Genomic DNA, 23,656 nt, shown 5'->3' on the forward strand with positions numbered 1-23,656 from the left:
CCTGAACGCGTCTTCAAACCGTCCGAAATAGCCAAGACAGGCGTCCGGCGTCGGGTCCGTGCCGAGCAACGTCCGAAATGCGCCCTGGTGCACCGCGCAGATCGCGCTGTGCTCCGGGAGGCCAAAGACCAGGGAGGCGATGTCGGCGCGCCAGTGAGCGTCGCAGCTCGGAGCGCCGCTGCCGGCCGGAGCTCCATCAGCGTCGGATGGTGAATGCACCCGGACCTCGCCGCGATTCCCATTTGGCCTGCTCAAGCTCCGGACGGTCACATTCTGCCTGGGGGGTGCCGATGCAGAGGTAGCCGATGAATTTCCAGGCGTCCGGTATTTCCAGAATCTCCTGAATGCGGGTCGGGTTGAGGATCGAGACCCAGCCGAGCCCGATGCCTTCGGCGCGGGCGGCAAGCCACATCGAGCAGATCGCAGCCACCACGGAATACTCAACCGTTTCCGGCATCGTCGCGCGGCCAAGGCCGGAGCCGATGTGCTCGGTCTTGTCGGCGAATACGGCGAGATGGCCGGGCGCCTCTTCCAGGCCCGATAGCTTCAAGGCGGCATATTTCGCGGCACGCTCGCCCGAGTAAGACCGCAGCGCATCGGCGTTGCAGGTCTTGAAGTCTTCGATCACTGCGCGGCGGCGCACCGCATCGTCGACAATGACGAACCGCCAGGGCTGGCTCAGGCCGACCGAGGGCGATAGGCAGGCGACCTCGATCAGCCGCTCGATCGTGCCATCCGGCAGCGGATCGGTTCGGAAGCGCCGCACGTCGCGCCGCCACACGAACAGCTCCTGCAGTTGGCGGCGAAACGCATCATCGAAGGAGACCATCGCGGGGCCTTTGGCTGAATCCATCGCGGACTTCACTTGAGCTTCACCGGCAGGCCCGCAACGACGAACTCGACCTCGTCAGCCACGCCGGCGATGGTCTGGTTCATGATGCCGGCGGCATCGCGGAAGCTGCGCGCCAGTGCATTGTCGGGCACGATGCCGAGGCCAACCTCGTTGGTGACCAGGACGACCGGGCTGTGCTGACGCGGCAGCGCATCCGCCAGGCGCGTCACTTCCTCGGTCCAGTCGCGCTCCGCATGCAGCAGGTTCGAGAGCCAGAGCGTCAGGCAATCGACCAGCCTTGCGCCGCCGCCATCGGTCTCGGACAGCGCGGCGACGAGGTCGAGCGGCACCTCGCGTTCGATCCAGTCGCTGCCGCGCCGCGCGCGATGCTTGGCGATCCGCTCGTCCATTTCCGCATCGAGCGCCTCGGCGGTCGCGATATAGACCGGACGCTCCGGAAAGCTGCGCGCGCGCAGTTCAGCGCGCCGGCTTTTACCGGAGCGAGCTCCACCCGTGATCAGAATGACGGCCATGGGATCTCCTGTCTACGTCCGCTCTAACCACCAATCGCGGTGAAACACAAAGCCGAAATCCGCCACGGAGGGCTTGCACTCGGCCAATGTCTTGCGCATCAGGGGGATCGCGGCGAGGAGAGGGTTAAGTGGGTTTTGCGGGAGCGATGGCGGTGGCGATGGCGGTGGATGCCCTGATCGGCTGGCCATCGCCGCTGTTTGCACGCATCGGCCATCCCGTGACCTGGCTCGGCCGGCTGATCCATCTTGTCGACAGAGCCTGGAACCGGGACACCGATCCGCCGGCGTTGCGTCGCGTCGCGGGTGTCGCGGCTGCTATCCTGGTGATCGCGCTGGTGACGGCTCTCGGTTGGGCGGTTCAGTCCGTGCTCGGATCCGGATGGGTGCGCGTCGTCCTTGTTGGTGTGCTGGCGTGGCCGCTGGTAGCCTTGCGCTCGCTGCATGACCATGTCGCGGCGGTGGCCAATCCGCTGGCGTCCGGCGACATCGCGGCCGCGCGTTCGGCGGTTGCGCAGATTGTCGGACGCGATCCCTTGACGCTCGACGATGCCGGCATCGCGCGCGCGACCATCGAGAGCCTCGCCGAGAATGCATCCGACGGCATCGTCGCGCCAGTGTTCTGGGGCGCGCTGTTCGGCCTGCCGGGAATCCTCGGCTACAAGGCGATCAACACACTGGACTCGATGATCGGCCATCGCACCGAGCGGCACGACGCCTTTGGCTGGGCCGCCGCCCGGATCGACGATCTCGCCAATCTCATTCCGGCGCGGCTGACCGGACTTTTGCTCGTGGTGCTCGCGCCGCGGCCATCGCAGGCGTGGTCATGCATGTTGCGTGACGCGCGCCGCCATCGCTCGCCGAATGCCGGCTGGCCGGAAGCGGCGATGGCCGGTGCGCTCGGCGTGCGGCTCAGCGGTCCCCGCATCTATCACGGCAGCATCGCCGATGAGCCCTGGCTGAACGAGGGCGCGCGCGATCCGGCTGCCGCCGACATCTTCGCCGGGCTGAAACTCTATCGTTACGCCACGATGCTGCTGGCTGCGGCGTTCACAGCCCTGGCGCTGGCGTGAAGGAGCGGGGCATGCGCGAGCACGGCGGAAATCTCGATGTCGCCCAGCAACGCTTCGGCGGCGCTGCGGAGGACTGGATCGACCTGTCGACGGGGATCAATCGGGTGCCTTATCCTGACGTCGATGTGGAGCCGCGGCAATGGAGCGCGTTGCCGTCGCGATCCGAGATCGAATCCCTGCACACCGCCGCGCGGCAGGCTTATGCGACCGACGCGCCGATCTTGGCGATGGGCGGTGCGCAGGCCGCTATTCAGCTGCTGCCCCAGCTGGCGTCCCGGGGGCGGGCGCGTGTCCTGGCGCCGACCTACAATGAGTATGCCGCAGTGTTGTCGGCCGCCGGATGGGACGTCGACGAGGTGTCCGATCTCGCAGCGCTTGCGGGCGCCGGTCTTGCCGTGGTCGTCAACCCGAACAATCCCGATGGGCGGCACCATGAGCGGCGCGAGTTGCTCGCGCTATTGCCGCGCGTCGGCCGGCTCGTGATTGACGAGAGTTTTGCGGACGCCGTGCCGGACCTGTCGCTCACACCGGAAGCCGGACGAGCGGGGCTCGTGATCCTGCGCTCGTTCGGCAAATTCTACGGGCTTGCCGGGCTGCGGCTCGGCTTCGCGATCGGCAGCGAGACGGATATCGCCGCGCTTGCGGCGATGGCGGGCCCATGGCCGGTGTCGGGGGCCGCAATCGCGATCGGGCGGCGGGCGCTGCGCGATCACGACTGGGCAAAGGCGACGGCCGCGCGGCTGGCGGCCGACTGCGTCAGGCTCGATGCAGCGGTGCGATCGCAGGGGTGGACCCTGGTCGGTGGCACGCCGCTGTTCCGTCTCTACGAGACCCGCGATGCGCTGGCCGCACAGGACAAGCTTGCGCGCGGGCTGATCTGGTCGCGCGTCTTCCGGCAGCGGCCGGGATGGCTGCGCCTCGGTTTGCCCGGCAGCGAGGCCGAATGGGCTCGCCTCTCCACGGCATTGTCGCGCTGACCTAGCGCGCCAGCGCGAGCAGGCCTTCGACGTCGAGATGGGTCTCGATGTGTTCGGCGAGCGCATCGAGCGCGCTCTCGACCCGGGCGCCGTATGGCTGGTCGGCCGCGGGAATATCGAGCCTCGCAAGGAACGCCTTGCGAAATTGGTCTGACGTGAACAGGCCGTGCAGATAGCTGCCGTGAACGCGACCATCCGCGGAAACGGCACCTTCTGCTGCGCCGTCAAGCGTCGCAAAAGGCCGCGCGCGATCCGGACCGTCGGTGCGCCCGATGTGGATTTCATAGGCGCTGATCGGCTGAGATGTGGCAGCATGCACCGCGCTGACGCGCGTCAGCGTCTTCTGCTCGGTCATGACAGTTGTGATATCAAGAAGTCCGAGGCCGCGCGTTTCGCCGGCCGGGCCTTCGATCCCGTCGGGATCGGCGACGCTCTCGCCGAGCATCTGATACCCGCCGCAGAGGCCAAGGACATGGCCGCCGCGGCGATGATGCGCCAGGAGATCGATGTCCCAGCCTTGCGCGCGCAGGAAGGCGAGGTCGCCGCGGGTCGATTTCGAGCCGGGCAGGATGACGAGCCGCGCATCACCCGGGATGGCTTCGCCTGGTCGCACCATCACGAGATCGACGCCGGGCTCGAGCTTCAGCGGATCGAGATCGTCGAAATTCGCGATGCGCGACAGCGCAAGGAAGGCGATCTTGCACTGGCCGGGCTTGCGCGCGTCGGCGAGCCCGAGCGCGTCTTCGGCCGGAAGCTCACCGGCGCGGGTAAACCAGGGCAGTACGCCAAAGCCGCGCCACGCCGTGCGGGATTCGATCAAGCGGTAGCCGTCGTCGAACAGCGTCGGATCGCCGCGGAACTTGTTGATGAGAAAACCCTGGATCATCGCGGCATCCTCGGGATCGATCACCGCCTGGATACCGACGAGCTGCGCGATCACGCCGCCGCGGTCGATGTCGCCGACCAGCACCACGGGCACGTCAGCCCGGCGCGCAAAGCCCATATTGGCGATATCGGACTTACGCAGATTGACCTCGGCGGGGCTGCCGGCACCTTCGACCAGCACCAAATCGGCGCGATCCTTCAGCCGCGCAAAGCTCTCCAGCACCGCGCCCATCAGCGACGGTTTCATAGCGGAATATTCGCGCGCGCGTGCGGTCGCGATCCGTTTGCCGTGCACGATGATCTGGGCACCGACATCGCTCTCCGGCTTCAGCAGCACCGGGTTCATGTCGGTGTGCGGCTCGACACCGGCGGCGAGCGCCTGCAGGGCCTGCGCACGTCCGATCTCGCCGCCGTCGATGGTCACGGCCGCGTTGTTGGACATGTTCTGCGGCTTGAAAGGCAAGACGCGCAGGCCGCGTCGTCTGGCAGCGCGCGCCAGGCCCGCGACGATGAGCGACTTGCCCACGTCCGAACCCGCTCCCTGGATCATCAATGCGCGCGCCATGGCGATAACAGTCAGAACTCGACGCCCGGTTGGGCCTTGATGCCGGAGCGGAACGGATGCTTCACCAGCGTCATCTCGGTGACGAGATCGGCGATCTCGATCAATTCATCCTTGGCATTGCGTCCGGTGAGCACGACATGCGTCATCGGCGGCTTCGACGTGGTCAGGAAGTCGACGACATCGGCAATGGCGAGATAATCGTAGCGCAGCGCGATGTTGATCTCGTCGAGCACGACCATGCGCAAGCTCGGGTCTGCGATCAGCTGCTTGGCCTTCTCCCAGCCGGCCTGCGCCGCCGCGATGTCGCGCGCGCGATCCTGGGTCTCCCAGGTAAAACCTTCGCCCATCGCGTGGAATTGACAGAGCTCTCCGAAATGCCCGGTGAGCAGGCGGCGCTCGCCGGTATCCCAGGCGCCCTTGATGAACTGCACCACGGCGCATGGGAAGCCATGCGCCACGCAGCGCACGATCATGCCGAAGGCGGAGGAGGACTTTCCCTTGCCGGCGCCGGTATGAACGATGATCAGACCCTTTTCGCCGCTCTTGGTCGCCATGATCTTGTCGCGGGCGACCTTTTTTTTCGCCATCTTGGTCGCGTGGCGCGCATCCAGCGAAACCTCGCTGCTGACGACCTCGTCTTCGGCGCCGTTTTCTTCAGAAATCATGACGTTCCTTCGGCTTGACAAGTTCGAGCCACGGACGAATGGTGGGCCCGCGTTGGTTCCTGTCCTACGACAGGCGAAGAGGGAATGCGATAGGGCTCAAGGTGGGCCTGAAAAGCAGCCGCCCCCGCGACCGTGACCGGAGAGATGCCCAAAGCCACTGATTCCTTGTCGAGAATCGGGAAGGTGGGCATCGAGGGAGAAATCCTGCTCCGCAAGCCGGGAGACCTGCCAACGCAACGTGTTGTGAGACCGGCGGACGGGGTGTTCCGCGACGGGGAAACGAACCCATTCACAACGGTTCGTGTGCCTCTTCGCCTCCCGCTGTTAATCCAGGATGGGCGATGAGCGTTACACTTCATGTCTGCATCACCTGCCGCGCCGGCCAGACGCTGGCGGAAGGTGAGCTCGCGCCCGGTGCGCGCCTGTATGCCGCGCTTGTTGAGGCCGGCGTGCCCGATGACGTCAATCTTGTTCCCGTCGAATGCCTGTCGGCGTGCAGCCAGGGTTGCTCGGTCGCGCTCAGTGCGCCGGGGCGGTGGTCCTACGTCTACGGCCGCCTGTCCGCTGACAATGCCAGGGATGTGATCGCGGGCGCCACCGCCTATGCCGCGGCGCCTGACGGCATCGTGCCGTGGCGCAGCCGTCCGGAAATCTTTCGCAAGCAATCGCTCGCTCGAATCCCACCCCTTGCCGTCGTGCCGGAGGCCGCAGAATGACTACGCTCGCCAAGGTTCCGGTCACCGTCGTGACCGGTTTTCTCGGGTCCGGCAAGACAACGCTGATCCAGCATCTGATCCGCAACGCCAACGGCAAGAAGCTCGCGGTGCTGGTCAACGAATTCGGCAGCGAAGGCGTCGACGGCGAGATCCTGAAGTCGTGCGCCGACGCCAATTGTCCGGCCGAGAACATCGTCGAGCTCGCCAATGGCTGCATCTGCTGCACCGTCGCCGACGATTTCATCCCGGCCATGGAGCAGTTGCTCGCGCGCCGGGTGAGACCTGATCACATCGTGATCGAGACGTCCGGCCTCGCTTTGCCGAAGCCGCTGCTGAAGGCGTTCGACTGGCCGGAAATCCGCTCGCGGATCACGGTCGACGGCGTGATCGCGCTGGCCGATGCGGAGGCCGTTGCTGCCGGCCGCTTTGCGCCGGATCCGGCCGCAGTCGATGCACAGCGTGCGGCCGACGACAATCTCGACCACGAGACGCCGCTGTCCGAAGTGTTCGAGGACCAGATCGCCTGTGCCGATATCGTGCTGCTGACCAAGGCCGATCTCGCCGGAGCCGAGGGGATCAAGGCGGCCAAAGCGGTGATTGCGGCCGAAATGCCGCGCGAGGTGCCGATGTTGCCGATCGTCGACGGCGTCGTCGACGCGCGGGTCATCCTGGGACTCGAGGCCGCCGCAGAGGATGATCTCGCATCGCGGCCGTCTCACCATGATGGCGAAGCCGAACACGAGCACAATGATTTCAACTCCGTAGTGATCGATCTTCCCGAGGTTTCGGATGTCGAGGCACTGGTGGCTTCGATCAAGGGGCTGGCGCGCGAGCAGAACGTGCTGCGCGCCAAGGGCTACATCGCGGTCGAAGGCAAGCCGATGCGGTTGCTAGTGCAGTCCGTCGGCGAACGGGTACGGCATCAGTTCGACATGCCTTGGGGCACGCGGCCGCGGCAGTCGAAGCTGGTCGTGATCGGCGAACACGGCGATATCGATGAAGCTGCGATCAGGGCGCGACTAGGTGTCTGATGCACGTCGTCTTCCGCGAGAGCCGCGGCCTTGAGGAGACCGCGACGCCAAGGGACCTCGGCCAGGATCCGGCCGATCTCGTGGTGTTGTCGTTTTCCGACAGCGATCTCGCCGCCTTCGCGGCCGGCTGGCGGCGGGGCCGCGCCGCGCTGCCGTCGCTGCGGCTCGCCAATCTCGCGGAGCTGCGCCATCCGCTCTCGGTCGATACCTATATCGAGCGCACACTGTCGCGCGCGCGCGGCATCCTGGTGCGGCTGATCGGCGGCGAACCCTATTGGTCATACGGGCTGGCCGCGGTGCATCGTCTGGCGAAGGAGCGCGACATCGCTTTGGTGGTGTTGCCAGCCGATGGCCGCGACGATCTGCGGCTGGATGAATTTTCGACCTTGCCGGTCTCGACGCTGCGTCGTCTGAAGGTGCTGTGCGACAAGGGCGGGCCTGTCGCCGCGCAGGCCGTGATCGCACAATTGGCGCTGGCGTCAGGGCTGTATGCCGGGCCTGTGGTCGGCGAGATCGATCTTCCCGAGATCGGTCTCTACGACCCGCGGCGCGGTGTTGTCGCGGCGCTGCCGGCATCGGATCGCCGGCCGCGGGCACTGGTGACTTTCTATCGCTCCTATCTCGCGGCGGGCGACACGGCACCGGTCGATGCGTTGATTGAGGCGCTACGCGAGAAGGGCTTTGACGCCTGCGGCGTCTTCGTCGCCTCGTTGAAGGCGGCGGGCGTGGCCGATTGGCTGCGTACTCAATTCGCGCAATGCGCACCCGCCGCCATCGTCAATGCGACCGCCTTTTCCGCGGCCGGCGATGACGGCACCACGCCGTTCGATGCCGCATCGTGTCCGGTGTTCCAGGTCGCTCTGTCCACGGCGCGGCGCGAGGATTGGGCCGAGTCGCTGCGCGGTCTGTCGCCCGGCGATCTCGCGATGCATGTGGTGTTGCCGGAGGTTGACGGCCGCCTGTTTGCTGGCGTGGTCAGCTTCAAGTCGGCGAGCGAGCGCGATCCCGATCTGCAGTTCGCACATCTCGCGCATCGGCCGGATGCCGGACGCGTCGCAGCAATTGCCGTGCGCGTGGCAGCCTGGCGCCATCTTGCGGAAAAGCCCGCGCGGAAGAAGCAACTTGCACTCGTGCTGTCGAACTATCCGGGCCGTCCGCACCAGATCGCGCATGCTGTCGGCCTCGATGCGCTTGCCTCGGTCGAGGTATTGCGGGCCGATCTCGCGGCCGCGGGCTTTGATCTCGAGCCGGTGGCGTCGCTGGGCGATGCGCTCTTGCACCGGAAACTGACATGGGAGGTGGCCGAGTATCGCGCGGCCATCTCCGGCCTTCCGCCACAGCTTCAGGACGACCTCGCGCGTGCATGGGGCGCGCCGGAGGACGATCCCGATTGTCGTGATGGCGAATTTCAATTCGCGGCAATCCAGTGCGGCAAGTCCGTCATCGCCGTTCAGCCGGAGCGCGGCGATGTCGGTCATCGCGATGCCGACTATCACGATCTGTCGCGCACGCCGCGCCATGCCTATGTCGCGTTCCATCTGTGGCTCAGGCAGCAACGCATCGATGCCGTCGTGCACATGGGCGCGCATGGCACGCTGGAATGGCTGCCCGGCAAGTCGGTTGCGCTGTCGTCCGCGTGCTGGCCGGAAGCGCTGATCGGCGATCTGCCCGTCATCTACCCCTTCATCGTCAACGATCCCGGCGAGGCGGCGCAGGCCAAGCGCCGGATCGGCGCCGTGACGATCGGCCACCTGCCGCCGCCGCTGGCGCAGGCGGCGGTGCCGGAAGGCTTGCGCAGGCTCGAGCGCCTGCTCGATGAATATTCGACCGCTGACGGTCTCGATCCGGCACGGCGGCAGCGCCTGATTGCCGATATCCGCGAGGAAGCGCGGCTGGCCGGGCTGGAGGACGATCTCGGTCTCGCTGCGTCGGTCTCCGCTGCCGAGGCGATTCCGCAGATCGACCGCTTTGTCTGCGATCTCAAGGAAAGTCAGTTCGGCGATGGCCTGCACGTGTTCGGGCAGGGCGCCTGCGGTGCGGAGGAGAGAGCGGCGTTACGCGATGCGCTCTCCGGCCGGCGCGTCGCGCCGGGACCGTCGGGGTCGCCCTATCGCGGGCGCCGCGACGTGCTGCCGACCGGACGCAATCTGTTTGCCGTCGATCCCCGCGCGGTGCCGACGCCGTCGGCGCATGCGCAGGGCGTGAAACTCGCCGAAGAGCTGCTGCGCCGCCACCTGCAGGACCACGGTGACTGGCCGAAGGGGCTCGTCGTCGACCTCTGGGGCTCGTCGACGATGCGCACCGCCGGTGAGGATTTTGCGATGGCGCTGCATCTTGCCGGCATCGCGCCGCGTTGGGATCACGGATCGGGCCGTGTGGCCGGCTACGACATCATCGCGCCGGCGGAGCTCGGTCGTCCCCGCATCGACGTCACGCTGCGCGTGTCGGGGCTGTTCCGCGACGTCTTCTCGGCCCTTGCCCAGTTGTTCGAGGCGGCGACGGAGGCGTTGTCTGAACGCAGCGATGAGGGGGATGAAAATCCCTATCGGCAGCGCGCGTCGCGCGTGTTCGGGCCCCGCCCAGGGCACTATGGGGCGGGCATCGCCGCGATACCGGATGTCTTCACCGAGGCGGCGCGCGATGCGGCTGGCGAAGCTTGGCTGTCGGCGTCGTCCTGGGCGTTTGCATCCGATGGCGAGATGCGGCCCGATCGCGCCGGCATCGAGGCTCGGCTCGCGGCCGCCGACAGTTTTGTCCATACCCAGGACTTGCCCGAGACCGACCTGCTGCTGGCGGCGGACTATGCCGCGCATGAGGCCGGCATCGCGGCGGCGGCCCGGCGCATTGGCGCAGAAGTCCCGGCGCTCTATCATCTCGACGCGACGCGGCCGGATCAACCGCATGCGCGCTCGTTGACCGAGGAGATCTCACGGGTGGTGCGTGCGCGCGCCGCCAATCCCGCCTGGATCGCCGGCATGATGCGCCATGGCTTCCGAGGTGCCGCCGAGATATCAGCGACGCTGGAGCATATGGCGGCGTTTGCCCATCTTGCGGGCGCGGTGCCGCCGCATTTGTTCGACCTCTATTACGACGCGACGCTCGGCAATGACGACGTTCGCGGCTTCATGGCGCGCGAGAATCCGGCTGCCTTGGCTGCGATCGAAACCTGCTTCACCCGGTTGCACGAGGCGTCGCTGTGGCAGACGCGGCGCAATTCGATTGCGGCTGCATTGCAGGAGGCCTCATGAGCGCTGTTGCGATCAAGGGCTGGTGTCCCGGCGCACTGCGACCGATGCTATCAGGCGACGGCCTCGTGGTGCGCATTCGTCCGCGCGGCGGACGGCTCGACGCGGCGCAGGCGGCAGGAATCGCTGATCTGGCTGCGCGGCACGGCAATGGCCTGATCGATCTGACCAGCCGCGCCAATCTTCAGATCCGCGGTGTCAGCGATGAAGGTTTCCCGTCTTTGATCGATGGGCTTGCCGAGCTCGAACTGCTGGACACGGATGCGGACACCGAGGCGCAGCGCAACATTCTGGTGACGCCATTCTGGACCGCCGGCGACGATACGCGCGTGCTCGTGGCCGAGTTGGAGCGGGCGCTTGCCGGCGTGTCGCTCGATCTTCCAACCAAGTTCGGTTTCGCAATCGATGACGGTAGCGAGCGGGTGCTGGCTGGCGCGTCTGCGGATATCAGGATCGAGCGCGATCGCAACGGCGGACTGCTGCTGCGCGCCGATGGCGCCGAGCTCGGGCTTTCCGTCACGCGGAGCGAGGCCGTACCGGTCGCGCTGGCGCTGGCCGAATGGTTCATCGCCTCCGGCGGAGCCAAGGGAGGGAGGCGACGGATGGCGGCTCATCTCGCCGGCGGCGCGCGCCTGCCTGGATCCCTTCGCGGTGATGTGGAGCCGGTGGCTCGATCGGCAGACCCCGTTCCCGGACTCTATCCGTCCGGCGCGATGGTCGGCGTCGCGTTCGGGCTCATGCCGCACCAGACGCTCCGGCATCTTGCCGGGAATGCACAGGCTCTCCGCGTGACGCCGTGGCGGATGCTGCTGGTGGAGGGGATGCGCGAGATGCTTGGTGGAGCCGACCTCGTCACCGAGGCCGACGATCCGGCGCTCCGCGCGATCGCCTGCAGCGGTGCACCGCGCTGTGGTGAGGCGCATGCCGATACCCGCGTGTTGGCATCGGCGCTTGTGCGGCATATCCCGGCGGATGCCCGCCTTCACGTCTCCGGTTGCGCCAAGGGATGTGCGCATTCCGGCTCTGCGGATGTCACCCTCGTGGCTACGAACCAAGGCTTCGATCTCATCCGTCGTGGGACGACACGGGATGCGCCGGTCATGCGTGGGTTGACCAGCGCCGGCATCATCGCAAATCCCTCCGTGCTGCTGGGAGGCCGCTGATGCCGCACATCTATGAGACCGACGGCGCGGCGATCTATCGCCAGTCCTTTGCCACCATCCGCTCCGAGGCCGACCTTGGCCGCTTCACGTCGGATGAAGAGCCGGTGGTGGTGCGCATGATCCATGCCGCGGGCATGGTGGGGCTGGAAGCGCATGTCCGCTTCACGCCCGGTATGGCCGCGAGCGCGCGTGCCGCCCTGCAGAACGGCGCGCCGATCCTGTGCGACGCGCGCATGGTGTCGGAGGGGATTACGCGCGCGCGACTGCCGGCCGGCAACGCCGTCATCTGCACGCTCGGTGATGTCAAGGTTCCCGAACTCGCCCAGTCGATGCACAACACGCGCTCCGCCGCCGCGCTCGAACTGTGGCGGCCGCATCTGGCCGGCGCAATCGTCGCGATCGGCAATGCGCCGACCGCGCTGTTCCATCTCCTCAACATGCTGGAGGACCCCGATTGCCCGCGGCCGGCGGCGATCATCGGCTGTCCGGTGGGCTTTGTCGGCGCTGCGGAGTCCAAGGCGGCATTGATGGCCGCGCCGCCCGCGCCGGCGCTGACGGTCGAGGGACGGCTCGGTGGTTCGGCGATCACCGTCGCCGCGGTCAATGCGCTGGCGAGCCGGAGCGAATAGATGGGACGCATCATCTGCTGCGGGCTCGGCCCAGGCGATCCGGACCTGATGAGCGTACGCGCTGATCGCACCGTACGGGCCGCGAAGCACGTCGCCTATTTCCGCAAGAGGGGCCAGCTGGGCCAGGCCCGCCGCATCGTCGAGGGGCTGCTCGCCGCCGACGTCAGCGAATATCCGATGGAATATCCCGTCACCACGGAGATCGCCTTCGACAGTCCGGACTATGCGCAGCTGCTCGGGAGCTTCTATGACGAATGGGCCGAGCGCCTGGCGCGGCTTGCGCGCGCAATCGACGTCGTCGTGCTCTGCGAGGGCGATCCCTATTTCTACGGCTCGTTCATGCATCTGCATTCGCGCCTGCAGGGGCGCGTCGAGATCGAGGTGATCGCCGGCATTCCCGGCATGGCGGGCTGCTGGAATTCGGTCGGCCAGCCGATCGCGCTGGGTGATGATGTGACCACCGTGCTGATGGGCACGTTGCCGGAGGCGGAGCTCGAGCAGAGGATGCGGAGTTCCGACGCGCTCGTCGTCATGAAGACCGGTCGCAATCTGAAGAAGATCCGCCGCGCGCTCGCCTCGGCCGGGCGTCTCGACGATGCGTGGCTGGTCGAACGCGGCACCATGCCGGATCAGCGTGTCGTCCGGCTTGCGGAGATCGGCGAGGCCGACTGTCCGTATTTTGCGATCGTGCTGGTGCACGGGCAGGGGCGGCGCAGGGAGGCGGCCGAATGAAGGGCACGCTGACCATCGCGGGACTGGGACCGGGCGACGAAGCGCTGATAACCCCAGAAGTCACAGCTGCACTTGCGGCTGCGACCGACATCGTCGGCTATGCGCCCTATGTGACGCGCGTGCCGCCGCGCGCCGGGCTCACGCTGCATCCCTCGGACAATCGCGTCGAGTTGCAGCGCGCCGCCGACGCGTTGCGGCTTGCATCCGAGGGGCGCCATGTCGTTGTGGTGTCCTCAGGCGATCCCGGCGTCTTCGCGATGGCATCCGCCGTGTTCGAGGCGCTGGAGGATGCGCCGCAATGGCGCGACCTCTCCATTCGCGTGCTGCCTGGCGTCACCGCTATGCTGGCGGCGGCAGCGAGTGCCGGCGCGCCGCTCGGTCATGATTTTTGCGCGATCAACCTCTCCCACAATCTCAAGCCATGGCCGCTGATCGAGAAGCGCCTGCGGCTCGCGGCCGAAGCCGATTTTGCCATCGCGATGTACAATCCCCGCTCGGCCAGCCGGCCGGAAGGTTTTGGTCGCGCGCTTGAGGTCTTGCGCGAAGCAGGTTGCGGCGACCGCATCGTGATCTTTGCCCGGGCCGTCAGCACGCCCGAGCAGCGGATCGAGATGGTCGAGCTGCGCGACGCGAAGCCGGAAATGGCCGACATGCGGACGCTCGTGATCGTCGGCAATTCGGCGACGCGGCGGGTCGGGCGCTGGGTCTACGCGCCGAGGCAGGTCCGATGACCGAGCCATTGCATCACATCTTCGGCGCTTTCCACAAGCGGCCTGTCGGGCAGCGGTGGCCGGATGATCATGATGACGGGAAGGCCAAGAGCACGGGCGGCGTCGATCTTGGCGCGCGCGCCGGTGCCGCCCGAGTTGCGGGCGACGATCCAGTTAATGCGACGCCCGCGCATCATCTCAAGCTCGCCGTCGAGCGTAAACGGTCCGCGCGAGACGATGACGTCGGCATCGGGCAATGGCAGCGTTCCCTCGGGCGGGTCGACAAATCGCAACGTATAGGCGTGTTGCGGTCGGTTGCCGAAGGGCGCGATGTGCTGGCGGCCGATCGCGAGGAATACGCGCGCGCGCCTGTCCGGCAGTGTCGCGACTGCGGAGACGACGTCCGCGACCTCGATCCAGCGGTCGCCGGCTTCCTTGTCCCATGGCGCGCGTTCAAGCGCGATCAACGGCGTTGCGGTTTGTGCGCAGGCGGCGATCGCGTTGCGGCTCATCTCGGCTGCGAAGGGATGCGTCGCGTCGATGACATGCGTGATGCCTTCACGACGAAGATAGTCGGCAAGACCACTGGCGCCGCCGAAGCCGCCGATCCGGGTCGGCAGCGGCTGGTCGGCCGGCGCACGGGTGCGGCCGCCATAGGAATAGACCGCGTCGATCCCCGCGCGCGCGATTGCAGCGGCGAGCAGATTGGCGTCGGCGGTTCCGCCCAGGATCAGGGCGCGCATCATGAATAATCCCTGGTTGACCATCATCGGCATCGGCGAAGATGGCCTTGCCGGCCTCTCCGACGCAAGCCGAAAGGCGCTTCGCGAAGTCGAGACGGTGTTCGGCGGCGAACGGCACCTCGCGCTGGCCGGCATCACCGACCGCGGCCGTGCCTGGCCGGTGCCGTTCGATGCGGACATTGTGCTTGAATGCCGTGGTCGTCCGACGGCGGTGCTCGCCTCGGGCGATCCGTTCTGGCATGGCGTCGGCGGAGGCCTCGCAGAGAAGCTGCAGCCGGGTGAGTGGGTCGCATACTCCGGACCATCGACATTCTTGCTTGCGGCGGCACGCTTGGGCTGGCGCTTAGAGACCGTCATCTGTCTTGGCCTTCATGCGGCACCGTTCGAGCGCCTGTTGCCGTATCTCGCGCGTGATGCACGGATCATCTGCCTGGTGCGCGACGGCAAGGCGGCTTCCGATCTCGCGCAATGGCTCACGGGCCGCGGCTGGGGGCCGTCATCGATGTGGACGCTTTCCGCGCTTGGCGGACCGCGTGAATCCATCACGCAGCATCGCGCGGATGGTTATGCGGGCGATGCAGGCGACAGCCTGGTCGCGGTTGCGCTGGAGGCGAGGGGAACGCAAGGGATCGCACGCAGTTCGGGTCTTCCCGACGCACTCTTTGTGCATGATGGGCAATTGACAAAACAGCCGATCCGCGCGCTTGCGCTGTCGGCGCTTTCGCCGCGGCCTGGCGAGAGGTTGTGGGACATCGGTGCCGGCTCAGGCTCGATCTCGATCGAATGGGCGCTGTGCGGCGGGACGGCGGTCGCCGTCGAGGCCCGCGGCGAGCGCGCCACGAACATCCGCAGCAACGCGGCGAGCTTCGGCCTGACGCACCGGATCACCGTCATCGAGGGCGAGGCGCCGGGCATCCTGTCGGACCTCGAGGCGCCCGATGCCGTGTTCATCGGTGGCGGCCTCGATGCTGATATGTTCGACGCGATCTGGTCGCGCATCGCGCCGGGAACGCGACTGGTTGCGCATGCTGTGACCCTGGAAACCGACGCGCTGCTTGCCGATCTGCATCAGCGCCATGGCGGTGACCTCATGCGCGTCGAGATCGCCCATGCCGAGCCGTTGGGGCGGTATCGCTCCTGGAAGGCTACGCGGCCGATCGTGCAATGGAGCGCTATCCGATGAAGGTCGCAGGTCTCGGATTCAGGCGCGATGCCAGTGTCGCATCCTTGCGCGACGCGCTTGACGCGGCCGGCGGTTCCGATGGCCTTGCGGCGGTTGCAACGGTGAGTAACAAGGCCGATGCGGTGGCGTTGAAAGTGCTGGCGCGGGAGTTGGATTTGCCGATCCGGGGCATTCCCGCCGAGTTATTGGCTGGGACAAGGACCGTAACGCAATCCGAGTTCATCAAGGCGAGGTTCGAAACGGGCTCGGTTGCCGAAGCCGTGGCAATCGCTGCGGCAGGACGCGGTGCGCGGCTGATTTCGGTCAGGGCGACGTCACAGGATCGGATGGCCACTGCGGCGATCGCGGAAGGAGACGGCGAATGACGGTGCATTTCATCGGCGCAGGGCCAGGCGCTGCCGATCTCCTGACCTTGCGCGGGCGCGATCTCATCGCCTCCTGCCCGGTCTGTCTTTATGCCGGATCGCTCGTGCCGGAAGGTGTCCTGGCGCATTGCCCAAAAGATGCGCGTATCGTCAACACGGCGCCGCTGTCGCTCGACGAAATCGTCGCCGAGATCGCCTGCGCGCATGCGGAGGGCAAGGACGTCGCGCGGCTGCATTCGGGCGATCTCTCGATCTGGTCGGCGATGGGCGAACAGTTGCGCCGGCTGCGCGCGTTGCAGATTCCCTATTCGGTGACACCCGGCGTGCCGGCTTTTTCGGCAGCCGCGGCGGCACTGGAGTCCGAGCTGACGCTGCCGGGCCTTGCGCAATCGGTGGTGCTGACGCGCACGCCGGGCAGGGCGAGCGTGATGCCAGATGGTGAAACGCTCGTGGCCTTTGCCGCGACCGGCGCGGTGCTCGCGATCCATCTCTCGATCCATCTGCTCGACAAGGTCGTTGCTGAGCTCACGCCGCATTACGGAGCCGACTGCCCGGTGGCGATCGTCTGGCGTGCGAGCTGGCCGGACCAGCGCATCGTGCGCGCCACGCTTTCGACCCTCGACGCCGCCGTTGGCCCCGAGCTCGAACGCTCCGCGCTGATCCTGGTCGGCAAGACGCTGGGCGCGGATGAATTCGCCGAAAGCCGCCTCTATGCGGCCGACTACGACCGCCGCTACCGGCCGGTGGGAGCCGAGCCACGCTTTCCGGAACCATCGCGATGAGCGCGGGGCTTGTGATCTCTGCGCCGGCATCCGGCGTCGGCAAGACGACGCTGACCTTGGCGCTGGCCCGCGCCTATCGCAATCGTGGGCTGAAGGTGCAATGCCTGAAGAGCGGGCCTGACTACATCGACCCCGCCTTTCATGCGGTCGCTACCGGACGCGCGTCGGTCAATCTCGATAGCTGGGCGATGGAGCGCGACGCGATTGCGCATCTGGCTGGCCGCGGCGCGGACGCCGACCTCGTGCTGGCCGAGGGCTCGATGGGGCTGTTTGACGGCGTCGCCGCACGCGGCGTGTCCGGCACCGGCGCCACCGCTGATATCGCCGAGATGATGGGGTGGCCGGTGTTGCTGGTGATCGATCCTTCCGGCCAGGCACAAACCGCGGCGGCGATCGCGGCAGGATTGCGCGATTTCCGCGCCGGCGTGCGGTTGGCCGGCGTCGTTCTCAACCGCGTTGCAAGCAAGCGGCATGAGGATCTGGTGCGCGGCGCCATGGCAGGCGCGGGCATTGCTGTGTTGGGTGCGCTGCCTCGCCATGCCGAGATCGCCTTGCCGAAGCGGCATCTTGGCCTGGTGCAGGCCGAAGAGCAGGCCGAGATCGACGGCCTGATCGAGGAAGCCGCGCGCTTCGTCGCCGAGCATGTCGACCTCGACGCCGCGCTGCGATCGGCCCGCGTCTCGCCGGTGCAATCGTCGACGCGCCGCTTCGCCGTCACGCCGCCCGGCCAGCGCATCGCGCTCGCCCGCGACGCCGCATTCTCCTTCGTCTATCCGCACATGCTCGAAGCGTGGCGCGCGGCGGGCGCAGAAATCGCGACGTTCTCGCCGCTCGCCGACGAAGGCCCCGACGCCGACGCCGACGTGTGCTGGCTGCCCGGTGGCTATCCTGAACTGCATGCCGGCCGGCTCGCCGCCAACCGGCGATTTCTCGGGCAGTTGCGTAGCTTCGCCGAGACGAGGCCGGTGCATGGCGAATGCGGGGGCTACATGGTGCTGGGCAGCGCGCTGACCGACGCCGACGATGTGCGCCACGAGATGGCGGGCTTGCTCGGCCTCGAGACGAGCTATGCCAAACGCCGCATGCATCTGGGCTACCGGCTTGCCGAGCTCGTTGCACCGATGCCCGGGCACGAGCCGGGCGCACGCCTGCGCGGCCACGAGTTTCACTACTCGACGATCATCGCGCAGCCGGATACGCCGCTCGCGGTGGTGCGCGATGCGACCGGCGCGATCGTGGCCGAAACCGGATCGCGGCGCGGCCGTGCAACGGGGACCTTCTTCCATCTGATTGCGGAGGACCGGTGAGCGGATTCGTCTCCTTCGTCTCGGCCGGCCCCGGTGATCCCGAGCTCCTGACAGTGAAAGGGGCGGCGCGGCTGCGCGAGGCCGACGTGGTGCTCTACGATGACCTTGCCTCGGGCGCGATCCTTGATCTCGCGCGCACCGGTGCCAATCTTGTCGCCGTCGGCAAGCGCGCCGGCCGGCTGTCGGCCAGGCAGCATCATGTCAGCCGGCTGCTGGTCGATTATGCCGCGACCGGCGTGCGCGTGGTTCGCCTGAAATCGGGCGACGCCGGCATCTTCGGACGGCTCGAGGAGGAGATCGAGGCGCTGCGCGCGGCCGGCATCGGCTACGAGATCGTTCCCGGCGTGACCTCGGCCTCGGTCGCCGCCGCACAGGCCGGCATTCCGCTGACCCGACGGCTGACATCGCGCCGGGTGCAGTTCGTGACCGGCGCCGACGTCACCGGTGAATTGCCGGCGGACCTGAATTGGGCGGCGCTGGCCGATCCGGAAGCGACCACCGTCGTCTACATGGGGCGGCGGACTTTCCCCGCGCTGGCGGCAAGGCTGATCGCGCAGGGACTTGCGCCCGAGACGCCGGCGTTGCTGGCGGAATCGCTCGGCCATGCCGATGAGCGGATTGTTCGCACCACGATCGAGGACCTTGCCGAACAGCTCGCGCATGCGGGTGCCGCAACGGCGGCCGCGATTATTCTGTTCGGTGCCCTGGCGCCGAACCAAGGGTGACGCGGACATGCTGACGCTTTCCCTCATCGGCATCGGTTGCGGCGATCCCCGGCAACTCACACTCGCTGCGATCGCCGCGATCAATGCCGCCGATCTAATCCTGATCCCGCGCAAGGGGACCGCGAAGTCGGATCTCGCCGAATTGCGGCGAACGATTTGCGCAGAGGCGTTGAGCAACGACCGGACACGCATTGCCGAGTTCGACCTGCCGGTGCGCGATGCCGGCGAGGAGGACTATCGCAGGGGCGTGGACGATTGGCATGATGCGGTCGCCGCGGCCTGGTCGCAGGAAATCGCGCGCCATCTCGGCGGCGAGGGACGTGTCGCCCTGCTGATCTGGGGCGATCCGTCGCTCTATGATTCAAGCCTGCGGATTGCGCGACGGCTCGATCCGCTGCCATCAATCGAAGTCATCCCCGGCATCACGTCGATCCAGGCGCTGTGCGCGGCGCATTCGTTGCCACTCAACGAGATCGGCGAGCCGTTCCTGGTCACCACCGGCCGGCGGCTGCGCGAGGGCGGATGGCCGTCCGGCACTGACACCGTGGTCGTGATGCTCGATGGCGGCGCGGCCTTCCAGGCGCTGGATCCGGCGCGGCTGCGGATCTGGTGGGGCGCCTATCTCGGCATGGCGGATCAGATCATCATGGCCGGTGAGTTGGCCGAGGTGGGTCCTCGCATCGTCGTCACGCGGCGTGAGGCGCGCGAGCGCCATGGCTGGATCATGGACTGCTACATCCTCAAGCGGCAATCATGATTAGGGGCTGTGCCGACGTATCGGCATTCCAGAGCCGCTAATCCTTGAACCCGCGTATCGACGGCTGGATCGTCAGGCGGTAGGCGACGAGCCTGTCGCCATCGAACTGCTCAAGTGTCGTCTCACAGACCGGGCAGCGATACTCGCCCTTGTTTCCTGAGCCGGACGTCAACTCGAGGCGTCGGAATCCAGCCCCGCAGCGCGGGCACGTGACGTCGTCCTTCTTCATCGGCTTACCCCAGAACAACACCGGCGGTATTTTGTAACCCAGACCGCGCGGCGGAACTATGGTCACGGCCGGAGAGCAGCGGACCATTCGTGCATGGCAACGCCGACACGACCTGGATCGAGCAACCGAGCCGGCAGTTCGATCTCGCACGGGAAACGGATCGGCAATTTCAACGTATTCCGCAAATTCAGCAACGAGTTATGGCGTGACATCGAAGCACGTTCTGAACCTTACCTGCACCGCAACAATCGCTGCCGCGTCGCGATGCCCGTCGGTTCCCCACTGCCTGTCCTCGTCAACGCGCGATCGCCGGCGAACGCTGGGTTCGCCGGCGATCCATCGCCATCAGCGGCTGCCACCTATTGCCGCGTCAGGCGAACCACGTCCTGTCTCAGCAGGTAGAGCGAGACGGCGAGCAGGACGACATCCTTCATCAGGAAGGGCACGTTGCCGGTCATCGCAGGGAAACCTCCGGCCGCAACGTCCCAGCCTTCCGGCATGAACGGGATGATCGTGACCGTCGCGATGAACGTGCCGGTCGAGCCGAGCGCGCCGAGAACGCCGAGCCGCTTGTCCCAGAAGCCCGCGAGCAGCAGGGATCCGAAGGTCCATTCCGAGGCGCCGAGGAAATAGCTGGCGCCGGCATGACCGAAGACGGGATACAGCCACCAGATCAACGGCCCGTTGCTGATGAACGGGACCAGCCGTTCGAATTCGTACGGAAACCACTTCTGGTAACCGAAGAACAGGAACATGATCACCATCGAGGCCCGGACGATATGGTAGTCGAGATCCTCCGCGAGCAGGCCGGACCGATACAGCGCGCGAACAAGCGGATTTTGCGTGGTGTTGGCAAGCGTGGTGTTGGAAAGCGTGGTCATGGTCGTGATCCTTTGACGTGACATCGCGCGGTCGCTTCATGCGACGGCGGGGAAGTCGATGTCGGTGTCGTTGATGCGGTTGAAGACGTTGGTGAAGACGGTGGTCGCGAACGCCAGGCTGATCTCGACCAGTTGCGCGTCGCTGTAACCGGCCGCCCGGATTGCCGCGAAGTCCTCGGCGCTGACGGTGCCGCTCGACTGCGCGAGCTTGCGAACGAAATTCACCAGCGCATCGCGCTTGGCGTCGCCGCTCGGCTCGCCGTCGCGGATCTGCTTCAGCGCGTCGGCCTTCACGCCGGCGAGTCTCGCGAGGTGCGAATGCGCGGCGACACAATAATCGCAGCCGCCGGCGGCGCTGATCACGAGCTTGATGACCTCCTGATCGCGCTTGGGTAGGCTGCTGCCGGCCAGCACGGCATCGGCGGCGAGGATCGACTTGAGCGCGGCCGGACCGTGGGCGGCGATTGCCGCGTAGGTGTTCGGGACGCTGCCGATCGCCTTCTTGATCTGGGCGTAGATCTGGCCCGACGGGCCGGTGTCGGTTTCGAGATTGGGGACTGAGAGACGGGACATGGTGGCACTCCTTGTTGGGGTGGCTGAACGATTGCGGAGTGACAATAGGATCGCGATATGAGACATTGAATGTCGCAATAGCTCACATATATGCTCCATAGTCTCAATCTGGCTGCTTCGGGAGATCGCCCATGGATTGGCTCAGCCGGCTGTTCGAGATGATGCCGGTGCGCGGCCGGCTCGACCTGCGCTGCAGCTATGGCGTGCCCTGGCGCATCGACCAGGGACCGGGCGTGAGCAACGAGATCCCCTATCATGCGGTGCTTGCCGGCTCGGCGATCCTCGACGATCCCGCGGGCGGGCGGCCGTTGCAGCTGAAGGCCCGGCGACATTCTTCTGCTTCCCGGCAACCCGCGGCACGTAATGCATGACGGCAGCGGGACGCCACCGCTGCCGGAGCGCAACCGGGCGGCGCAGAATTTCACGATCAGCGAGAACCTGGGTTCGGACGAGCGGCTCGACCTGCTGTGCGGACACTTCGCGATCGCCCCTCCGCACGACCGCTTGTTGCGCACCCATCTCCCGCCGCGTCTTGTCGTGCATGCCGGACCAAGTGTGGGAGAGGGAACGGCCGCACAGCTCGCCGGACTTGTGTCGCTGATGCGCAGCGAAACGACGGACGATCGTCTGGGCGGCCGCGCCATGCTGAACGCGCTGTCCACGGCGATGTTTGCGCTTGTGCTGCGGCTTGCGAGCGAGACCGACGCAGAGTCACGCGGCCTGCTTGCGCTGGCCGGCGATCCTCGCCTTGCACTGGCGGTGGCCGCCATGTTCAACGAGCCTGAGCGCGCATGGTCGCTGCCGGAGCTTGCGCGGTTGTGCAACATGTCGCGCGCCACGCTGGCACGGCAGTTCCAGGACAAGCTCGGGCGATCGGCCAGCGATCTGCTCACCGATATCAGGATGACGCTGGCGGCGAACGAGTTGAGGCGATCGTCGCTCTCGACCGGCGGCGTTGCGGAGATGGTCGGCTATCAGTCGGAGGCCGCATTTCAGCGCGCCTTCAAGAGCCACATGGGCGTCACGCCGGCGCAGTGGCGAAAAGTGCAGCATTCCGGACAGGACGTGCTGGCGGACCGTGTCGCATCGGCCGATTTGAAGGCGATGTCCGCGGCTGTTGATCGATAGTTTGCGAGGGAGAGGCGGCCGGTGGGCGATCGCCACCGGCCGCTTCGCGGGCCATCACGCCCGCACGGCGGCGGCCTGCTGCAGAACCGGGATCATGTCTTCCGGCTCCGGGCGGCTTGTGTAATCCGGGTTGACCTCGGAGTAGAGGATCACGCCGTTCTGTCCGATCACGTAGCGCCCCGGCATCGGCAGCGTCCAGCTCGGATCGTCGTTGAATGTCGGCAGATCGTTCTTCAGCTGCTTGTAAAGGGCGACCAGATAGTCGGGCAGATGGAAGCGCAGTCCGAAGGCCTCGGCGACCTCGCCCTTCGCGTCGGACAGGATCGGGAAGGAGAGCTTGTTCTGGCGCACCGATTTGCGGCTGTTCGGCGCGGTCTGCGGCGAGATCGCAACCAGCGAGGCGCCGTATTTGTCGAACTCCGCTTTGGCGGCTTCGAGCGCCTGCAGTTCCATGTTGCAATACGGGCACCAGACGCCGCGGTAGAAGCTGAGCACCAGCGGGCCGCGCTGGAACAGATCGGCCGAATTGACGACCTTGCCGTCGGGGTCCCTGAGCGAGAAGGTGGGGGCGACGTCGCCGGCCCGCTTGGCGCGTTGCGCGGCGCCGGACGCGATCAGCTCCGCGGTGGCGCGGTGCATGATCTCGATGACCGGCCGGGGAACGCTGTAGGGCGGCTTTCCGGCTTCGAAATCGGCTTTGAAAGCATCGAGTTTGGCTTGAAGCGACATGACGGTTCTCCTTGGCTGCTGCGTGGTGGACGGCGGCGCCGTCCGTGTTTGTTGAACTCACACGCAGCAAGCTAAAGGAGACCGCCGTGCCGGGTAGCGCTGCCGTCCGACTAGTCCTTATTCCCGTTGGGAATAAATCGAGCGGTCAGCAGCCGCGGCAGATGACCAGCTTGCGGTCGACGTCCTGGTCGAACTGCTGTTGCTGCCGCTCCCATGCCGACACGGTCTCGGGTTTGGGAGCGTCGGCGCGCTGCGGCTGCCGGTGGCCGACCGGTGCTAGCCAGGGCCGGCGCGAGGTCAGCGCAGCCGCATTGACGTTGGTATGATCCGCCGTCGCGCTGATCTGCAAATCGGGAAACACGCGGATCGTGTCGGACTGGCTGGCGTTCGCAGGTGAAAGCAGGCTGGCGAAGACGAAGGCCGCGGCGGCGGTATGGGCAGCGCGCTTCACGATCGAGATGCGGGACATGGCGACACTCCTTGGCGGGAGGCTCGGGATGA

At 66.7% G+C, this 23,656-nt stretch carries 25 protein-coding genes, 1 pseudogene and 1 riboswitch; of the genes and pseudogenes, 16 read left to right on the plus strand and 10 right to left on the minus strand.

All coding sequences use genetic code 11. From position 1 onward, the window contains the following. Positions 1 to 196: 196 nt before the first annotated feature. Both bluB and cobU read right to left on the minus strand, forming a co-directional pair. Positions 197 to 829 carry a 5,6-dimethylbenzimidazole synthase gene (gene bluB, locus G6P99_RS17555; protein WP_029080693.1) on the minus strand — a complete coding sequence of 211 codons (633 nt, stop codon included), beginning with the start codon at positions 827 to 829 and terminating at the stop codon, positions 197 to 199. Positions 830 to 861: 32 nt separating this feature from the next. Then, complete coding sequence (cobU, locus tag G6P99_RS17560) at positions 862 to 1,365, minus strand: bifunctional adenosylcobinamide kinase/adenosylcobinamide-phosphate guanylyltransferase (RefSeq protein ID WP_029080692.1); 504 nt, start codon at positions 1,363 to 1,365, stop codon at positions 862 to 864. A gap of 128 nt (positions 1,366 to 1,493) precedes the next feature. Between cobU and cbiB the strand changes: the two genes are divergently transcribed. Continuing rightward, positions 1,494 to 2,435 (plus strand): adenosylcobinamide-phosphate synthase CbiB, encoded by a 942-nt coding sequence (cbiB, locus tag G6P99_RS17565; RefSeq protein ID WP_029080691.1) that lies wholly within the window; start codon positions 1,494 to 1,496, stop codon positions 2,433 to 2,435. 11 nt (positions 2,436 to 2,446) lie between these two features. Next, positions 2,447 to 3,412 (plus strand): threonine-phosphate decarboxylase CobD, encoded by a 966-nt coding sequence (gene cobD / locus G6P99_RS17570; protein ID WP_029080690.1) that lies wholly within the window; start codon positions 2,447 to 2,449, stop codon positions 3,410 to 3,412. A 1-nt stretch (position 3,413) separates the two neighbouring features. Here cobD and G6P99_RS17575 read toward each other — a convergent pair whose 3' ends face one another. Next, positions 3,414 to 4,862: a cobyric acid synthase gene (locus G6P99_RS17575; protein ID WP_029080689.1), complete on the minus strand. Its 1,449-nt coding sequence runs from the start codon at positions 4,860 to 4,862 to the stop codon at positions 3,414 to 3,416. 11 nt (positions 4,863 to 4,873) lie between these two features. Continuing rightward, positions 4,874 to 5,527 (minus strand): cob(I)yrinic acid a,c-diamide adenosyltransferase, encoded by a 654-nt coding sequence (cobO, locus tag G6P99_RS17580; protein WP_029080688.1) that lies wholly within the window; start codon positions 5,525 to 5,527, stop codon positions 4,874 to 4,876. A gap of 36 nt (positions 5,528 to 5,563) precedes the next feature. Continuing rightward, a riboswitch (cobalamin riboswitch) is annotated at positions 5,564 to 5,774 on the plus strand. A 94-nt stretch (positions 5,775 to 5,868) separates the two neighbouring features. Between cobO and G6P99_RS17585 the strand changes: the two genes are divergently transcribed. The 7 genes from G6P99_RS17585 to cobJ are packed head-to-tail and all read left to right on the plus strand — an operon-like array spanning position 5,869 to position 13,774. Next, positions 5,869 to 6,243, plus strand: a complete 375-nt coding sequence (locus G6P99_RS17585; protein ID WP_029080687.1) for a DUF1636 family protein — start codon at positions 5,869 to 5,871, stop codon at positions 6,241 to 6,243. Continuing rightward, the gene (gene cobW, locus G6P99_RS17590) at positions 6,240 to 7,274 is read left to right on the plus strand and encodes a cobalamin biosynthesis protein CobW (RefSeq protein ID WP_165128813.1); all 1,035 of its coding nucleotides are present in this window, start codon (positions 6,240 to 6,242) and stop codon (positions 7,272 to 7,274) included. The genes G6P99_RS17585 and cobW overlap by 4 nt, the downstream gene beginning before the upstream one ends. Further along, a complete protein-coding gene (gene cobN, locus G6P99_RS17595; RefSeq protein WP_165128815.1) occupies positions 7,274 to 10,522 on the plus strand; it encodes a cobaltochelatase subunit CobN in 3,249 nt (1,082 codons plus the stop codon). The genes cobW and cobN overlap by 1 nt, the downstream gene beginning before the upstream one ends. Further along, entirely contained in the window at positions 10,519 to 11,682 is a 1,164-nt protein-coding gene (gene cobG / locus G6P99_RS17600; RefSeq protein ID WP_029080684.1) for a precorrin-3B synthase, read from the plus strand. The genes cobN and cobG overlap by 4 nt, the downstream gene beginning before the upstream one ends. Beyond that, positions 11,682 to 12,311, plus strand: coding sequence for a precorrin-8X methylmutase (locus tag G6P99_RS17605; protein WP_165128817.1), 630 nt, complete (start codon positions 11,682 to 11,684; stop codon positions 12,309 to 12,311). The genes cobG and G6P99_RS17605 overlap by 1 nt, the downstream gene beginning before the upstream one ends. Continuing rightward, positions 12,312 to 13,043, plus strand: a complete 732-nt coding sequence (locus G6P99_RS17610; RefSeq protein WP_029080682.1) for a precorrin-2 C(20)-methyltransferase — start codon at positions 12,312 to 12,314, stop codon at positions 13,041 to 13,043. Then, on the plus strand, positions 13,040 to 13,774 hold the full coding sequence (gene cobJ / locus G6P99_RS17615) for a precorrin-3B C(17)-methyltransferase (protein ID WP_029080681.1): 735 nt from the start codon (positions 13,040 to 13,042) through the stop codon (positions 13,772 to 13,774). The genes G6P99_RS17610 and cobJ overlap by 4 nt, the downstream gene beginning before the upstream one ends. Here the strand turns inward: cobJ and G6P99_RS17620 are convergent. Next, positions 13,750 to 14,499 (minus strand): cobalt-precorrin-6A reductase, encoded by a 750-nt coding sequence (locus G6P99_RS17620; protein ID WP_029080680.1) that lies wholly within the window; start codon positions 14,497 to 14,499, stop codon positions 13,750 to 13,752. The genes cobJ and G6P99_RS17620 overlap by 25 nt on opposite strands. On the opposite strand from G6P99_RS17620, the gene G6P99_RS17625 reads away from it, so the two are divergent. From G6P99_RS17625 to cobF, 6 genes are read left to right on the plus strand one after another with little or no spacing between them, the layout of a single operon-like run. Beyond that, on the plus strand, positions 14,498 to 15,679 hold the full coding sequence (locus G6P99_RS17625) for a bifunctional cobalt-precorrin-7 (C(5))-methyltransferase/cobalt-precorrin-6B (C(15))-methyltransferase (protein WP_029080679.1): 1,182 nt from the start codon (positions 14,498 to 14,500) through the stop codon (positions 15,677 to 15,679). The two genes, G6P99_RS17620 and G6P99_RS17625, sit on opposite strands and share 2 nt — an antisense overlap. Next, complete coding sequence (locus G6P99_RS17630; RefSeq protein ID WP_029080678.1) at positions 15,676 to 16,044, plus strand: cobalamin biosynthesis protein; 369 nt, start codon at positions 15,676 to 15,678, stop codon at positions 16,042 to 16,044. Before G6P99_RS17625 ends, G6P99_RS17630 begins: the two co-directional genes overlap by 4 nt. Further along, a complete protein-coding gene (cobM, locus tag G6P99_RS17635) occupies positions 16,041 to 16,826 on the plus strand; it encodes a precorrin-4 C(11)-methyltransferase (RefSeq protein ID WP_029080677.1) in 786 nt (261 codons plus the stop codon). The genes G6P99_RS17630 and cobM overlap by 4 nt, the downstream gene beginning before the upstream one ends. Then, positions 16,823 to 18,133 carry a cobyrinate a,c-diamide synthase gene (locus G6P99_RS17640; protein WP_029080676.1) on the plus strand — a complete coding sequence of 437 codons (1,311 nt, stop codon included), beginning with the start codon at positions 16,823 to 16,825 and terminating at the stop codon, positions 18,131 to 18,133. Before cobM ends, G6P99_RS17640 begins: the two co-directional genes overlap by 4 nt. After that, complete coding sequence (cobA, locus tag G6P99_RS17645; RefSeq protein WP_029080675.1) at positions 18,130 to 18,858, plus strand: uroporphyrinogen-III C-methyltransferase; 729 nt, start codon at positions 18,130 to 18,132, stop codon at positions 18,856 to 18,858. The genes G6P99_RS17640 and cobA overlap by 4 nt, the downstream gene beginning before the upstream one ends. A 7-nt stretch (positions 18,859 to 18,865) precedes the next feature. Beyond that, positions 18,866 to 19,615 carry a precorrin-6A synthase (deacetylating) gene (gene cobF, locus G6P99_RS17650; RefSeq protein ID WP_029080674.1) on the plus strand — a complete coding sequence of 250 codons (750 nt, stop codon included), beginning with the start codon at positions 18,866 to 18,868 and terminating at the stop codon, positions 19,613 to 19,615. Positions 19,616 to 19,652: 37 nt separating this feature from the next. Here the strand turns inward: cobF and G6P99_RS17655 are convergent, their stop codons facing one another. The 3 genes from G6P99_RS17655 to G6P99_RS17665 all read right to left on the minus strand — a co-directional run bounded on the left by G6P99_RS17655 (position 19,653) and on the right by G6P99_RS17665 (position 21,298). Then, positions 19,653 to 19,844: a hypothetical protein gene (locus G6P99_RS17655; RefSeq protein WP_029080673.1), complete on the minus strand. Its 192-nt coding sequence runs from the start codon at positions 19,842 to 19,844 to the stop codon at positions 19,653 to 19,655. Between the two features lie 359 nt (positions 19,845 to 20,203). Then, positions 20,204 to 20,725: a YkgB family protein gene (locus tag G6P99_RS17660; protein WP_035976744.1), complete on the minus strand. Its 522-nt coding sequence runs from the start codon at positions 20,723 to 20,725 to the stop codon at positions 20,204 to 20,206. A 36-nt stretch (positions 20,726 to 20,761) separates the two neighbouring features. Then, the gene (locus tag G6P99_RS17665) at positions 20,762 to 21,298 is read right to left on the minus strand and encodes a carboxymuconolactone decarboxylase family protein (protein ID WP_029080671.1); all 537 of its coding nucleotides are present in this window, start codon (positions 21,296 to 21,298) and stop codon (positions 20,762 to 20,764) included. Between the two features lie 131 nt (positions 21,299 to 21,429). On the opposite strand from G6P99_RS17665, the pseudogene G6P99_RS17670 reads away from it, so the two are divergent. Continuing rightward, a pseudogene (locus G6P99_RS17670) lies at positions 21,430 to 22,426 on the plus strand (AraC family transcriptional regulator). A gap of 54 nt (positions 22,427 to 22,480) precedes the next feature. Here the strand turns inward: G6P99_RS17670 and G6P99_RS17675 are convergent. Next, positions 22,481 to 23,155, minus strand: coding sequence for a peroxiredoxin-like family protein (locus G6P99_RS17675; protein WP_029080670.1), 675 nt, complete (start codon positions 23,153 to 23,155; stop codon positions 22,481 to 22,483). Between the two features lie 145 nt (positions 23,156 to 23,300). Next, positions 23,301 to 23,624, minus strand: coding sequence for a hypothetical protein (locus G6P99_RS17680; protein WP_245284654.1), 324 nt, complete (start codon positions 23,622 to 23,624; stop codon positions 23,301 to 23,303). Positions 23,625 to 23,656: the final 32 nt, after the last annotated feature.

Origin of the sequence: Bradyrhizobium sp. 6(2017) (assembly GCF_011058295.2) — a bacterium.
Taxonomy (GTDB): Bacteria; Pseudomonadota; Alphaproteobacteria; order Rhizobiales; family Xanthobacteraceae; genus Bradyrhizobium; species Bradyrhizobium septentrionale.

Coding starts and splice junctions, on each gene's coding strand:
- cobW (WP_165128813.1), top strand. CDS start 6,240: ATGACTACGCTCGCCAAGGTTCCGGTCACCGTCGTGACCGGTTTTCTC.
- G6P99_RS17625 (WP_029080679.1), top strand. CDS start 14,498: ATGAATAATCCCTGGTTGACCATCATCGGCATCGGCGAAGATGGCCTT.
- cobM (WP_029080677.1), top strand. CDS start 16,041: ATGACGGTGCATTTCATCGGCGCAGGGCCAGGCGCTGCCGATCTCCTG.
- G6P99_RS17655 (WP_029080673.1), bottom strand. CDS start 19,844: ATGAAGAAGGACGACGTCACGTGCCCGCGCTGCGGGGCTGGATTCCGA.
- G6P99_RS17640 (WP_029080676.1), top strand. CDS start 16,823: ATGAGCGCGGGGCTTGTGATCTCTGCGCCGGCATCCGGCGTCGGCAAG.
- cobD (WP_029080690.1), top strand. CDS start 2,447: ATGCGCGAGCACGGCGGAAATCTCGATGTCGCCCAGCAACGCTTCGGC.
- cobG (WP_029080684.1), top strand. CDS start 10,519: ATGAGCGCTGTTGCGATCAAGGGCTGGTGTCCCGGCGCACTGCGACCG.
- G6P99_RS17630 (WP_029080678.1), top strand. CDS start 15,676: ATGAAGGTCGCAGGTCTCGGATTCAGGCGCGATGCCAGTGTCGCATCC.
- cobN (WP_165128815.1), top strand. CDS start 7,274: ATGCACGTCGTCTTCCGCGAGAGCCGCGGCCTTGAGGAGACCGCGACG.
- G6P99_RS17605 (WP_165128817.1), top strand. CDS start 11,682: ATGCCGCACATCTATGAGACCGACGGCGCGGCGATCTATCGCCAGTCC.
- cobO (WP_029080688.1), bottom strand. CDS start 5,527: ATGATTTCTGAAGAAAACGGCGCCGAAGACGAGGTCGTCAGCAGCGAG.
- G6P99_RS17680 (WP_245284654.1), bottom strand. CDS start 23,624: ATGTCCCGCATCTCGATCGTGAAGCGCGCTGCCCATACCGCCGCCGCG.
- cobF (WP_029080674.1), top strand. CDS start 18,866: ATGCTGACGCTTTCCCTCATCGGCATCGGTTGCGGCGATCCCCGGCAA.
- G6P99_RS17585 (WP_029080687.1), top strand. CDS start 5,869: ATGAGCGTTACACTTCATGTCTGCATCACCTGCCGCGCCGGCCAGACG.
- G6P99_RS17620 (WP_029080680.1), bottom strand. CDS start 14,499: ATGATGCGCGCCCTGATCCTGGGCGGAACCGCCGACGCCAATCTGCTC.
- G6P99_RS17660 (WP_035976744.1), bottom strand. CDS start 20,725: ATGACCACGCTTTCCAACACCACGCTTGCCAACACCACGCAAAATCCG.
- bluB (WP_029080693.1), bottom strand. CDS start 829: ATGGTCTCCTTCGATGATGCGTTTCGCCGCCAACTGCAGGAGCTGTTC.
- G6P99_RS17610 (WP_029080682.1), top strand. CDS start 12,312: ATGGGACGCATCATCTGCTGCGGGCTCGGCCCAGGCGATCCGGACCTG.
- cobU (WP_029080692.1), bottom strand. CDS start 1,365: ATGGCCGTCATTCTGATCACGGGTGGAGCTCGCTCCGGTAAAAGCCGG.
- cobJ (WP_029080681.1), top strand. CDS start 13,040: ATGAAGGGCACGCTGACCATCGCGGGACTGGGACCGGGCGACGAAGCG.
- G6P99_RS17575 (WP_029080689.1), bottom strand. CDS start 4,862: ATGGCGCGCGCATTGATGATCCAGGGAGCGGGTTCGGACGTGGGCAAG.
- G6P99_RS17665 (WP_029080671.1), bottom strand. CDS start 21,298: ATGTCCCGTCTCTCAGTCCCCAATCTCGAAACCGACACCGGCCCGTCG.
- G6P99_RS17675 (WP_029080670.1), bottom strand. CDS start 23,155: ATGTCGCTTCAAGCCAAACTCGATGCTTTCAAAGCCGATTTCGAAGCC.